The 1,637-nt window shown below is 29.1% G+C and carries 2 protein-coding genes; both read left to right on the top strand.

The window, feature by feature from the left end; translation table 11 throughout:
- Window positions 1-803: DnaB-like helicase C-terminal domain-containing protein (locus ACJDU8_RS25405; RefSeq protein WP_406794975.1), on the top strand; the 803-nt coding region annotated here is incomplete at its 5' end.
- 198 nt (window positions 804-1,001) lie between these two features.
- Window positions 1,002-1,421 carry a hypothetical protein gene (locus ACJDU8_RS25400; RefSeq protein ID WP_406794974.1) on the top strand — a complete coding sequence of 140 codons (420 nt, stop codon included), beginning with the start codon at window positions 1,002-1,004 and terminating at the stop codon, window positions 1,419-1,421.
- The last annotated feature ends 216 nt before the right edge of the window (window positions 1,422-1,637 follow it).

The raw sequence follows: 1,637 nt of genomic DNA, 5'->3' as shown, positions 1-1,637 counted from the left end.
TAGATGAAGCACTTAATGGCATACAACAGAAAAAACTATATGTAATAGCAGGAAGGCCCGGAATGGCAAAGTCAGCATTTTCATTAAATATAGCACAAAATATTTCAAAACATAAACATGTCTTATATTATTCTCTTGAAATGTCAGCAGAAGAATTAGGAATTAGGCGTTTAGCCATGAAGTCTTATATAGATATAGATACGTTAAAGCTAGAAAAGGGCAAAATGAGCGATAGTCAATGGAGTGAAATAAGCAATATGGCAAGTACAATAAGCAAAGGTCATTGTTACACAGATTGTACTCCTGGAACCCATGCAAATACCATGAGATTACAATGTAAGAAATTAAAAATGCAAAATAAACTTGATGTCTTAGTAATAGATTATATTGGCATAATGTCTCTTAAAGATATGGGTGATAGCAGACAAGAAAAAATAAGTACTGTGTGTATTGAGTTAAAAAATATGGCTAAAGAATTTGATATACCAGTTATTGCATTAGCCCAAATAAATAGAGGGACTGAAATAAGAAATGATAAAAGACCTATGCTGTCAGATCTTAAAGAAAGTGGAGGAATTGAAGAAAATGCTGATGTTGTAATGCTTTTATACCGTGATGGATATTACCATAAAGATTCTAAAGAAAAAAATGTTATAGAAGTTAATATCGCTAAACAAAGAGGGGGTAGAACTGGAACCATAAAGCTTGTATGGCAACCTAAGTATCAGCTTATAACCGATAAGACTCTATATGATGAAGATGGAATTTATAATACTGATATTTTTAAACATAAAGAGGTCTGAACAGAAGAAAAATATTTAATTTCTATTATAAATAAGACAGAAATTAAATATTTAAAATGCGAAGGCAGATATTGAACTGAGAGAGCATATTGGTAAATAATTTCTAGAGATATTGATGTTGAGCATAATAAATTAATTGAAGATTCGCAATATTTCAATGAGAATAAAATAATTTAATAATTAAAAGGAGAGCTAAATATGAAAAATTTCAAATATTTGATAAATGATATCTCATCACAGATATTTTACGCAAAAAAAGTTACTTCTGGATTTAAAGAACCTTTAGAAAAGGCCAAAGGTTCCTGGGAACAACTTAAAGATATACCTGGTCTTTTATCAAATGACTTAAAATATATTGGTGACAATTTACTTACAATTACTTTTAAAGACTATGCAATTATAAGTAAATATATAGATGAGTTTACATATTTGATTAAAACATTAAAGCCAGAAGATACACTTAAGATTAGAGCAATTGAAGAAATGCGTGTTAAAATTGTAAGATTATCCAGTGAATATACTATTATTGTGAAAACAATTTTAGCAATGGCAAAAGAGTTAAATCTTGCGTGCCGTAAAGAATTAGAAAGAAGGTCTAAAGGTCAGAAAAACAATTGAAAAAGTTTGTGTTGCTTATATCTTAAGTAGCAGTGGTTTGATAAAAAAAGGAGGAAAAATAAATGATAGAAAAACTAATTAAAATTGCAAGTATGATGAAGAACAAAAATGATGAGGATATGAAAAAATGCCAAGAAATCTACGGAGTTGGAGCAGACTATGTTAGGGGTTACACAGATGCTTTAAAACATCAGAATGAACTTTTAGACAAAAAAA

This window comes from Candidatus Clostridium eludens (assembly GCF_045310515.1).
GTDB lineage: Bacteria > Bacillota > Clostridia > Clostridiales > Clostridiaceae > Clostridium_B > Clostridium_B eludens.
The sequence above is the reverse complement of the archived record's forward strand: the minus strand, read 5'-3'. Positions and strand labels throughout refer to the sequence as shown.

Coding starts and splice junctions, on each gene's coding strand:
- ACJDU8_RS25400 (WP_406794974.1), top strand. CDS start 1,002: ATGAAAAATTTCAAATATTTGATAAATGATATCTCATCACAGATATTT.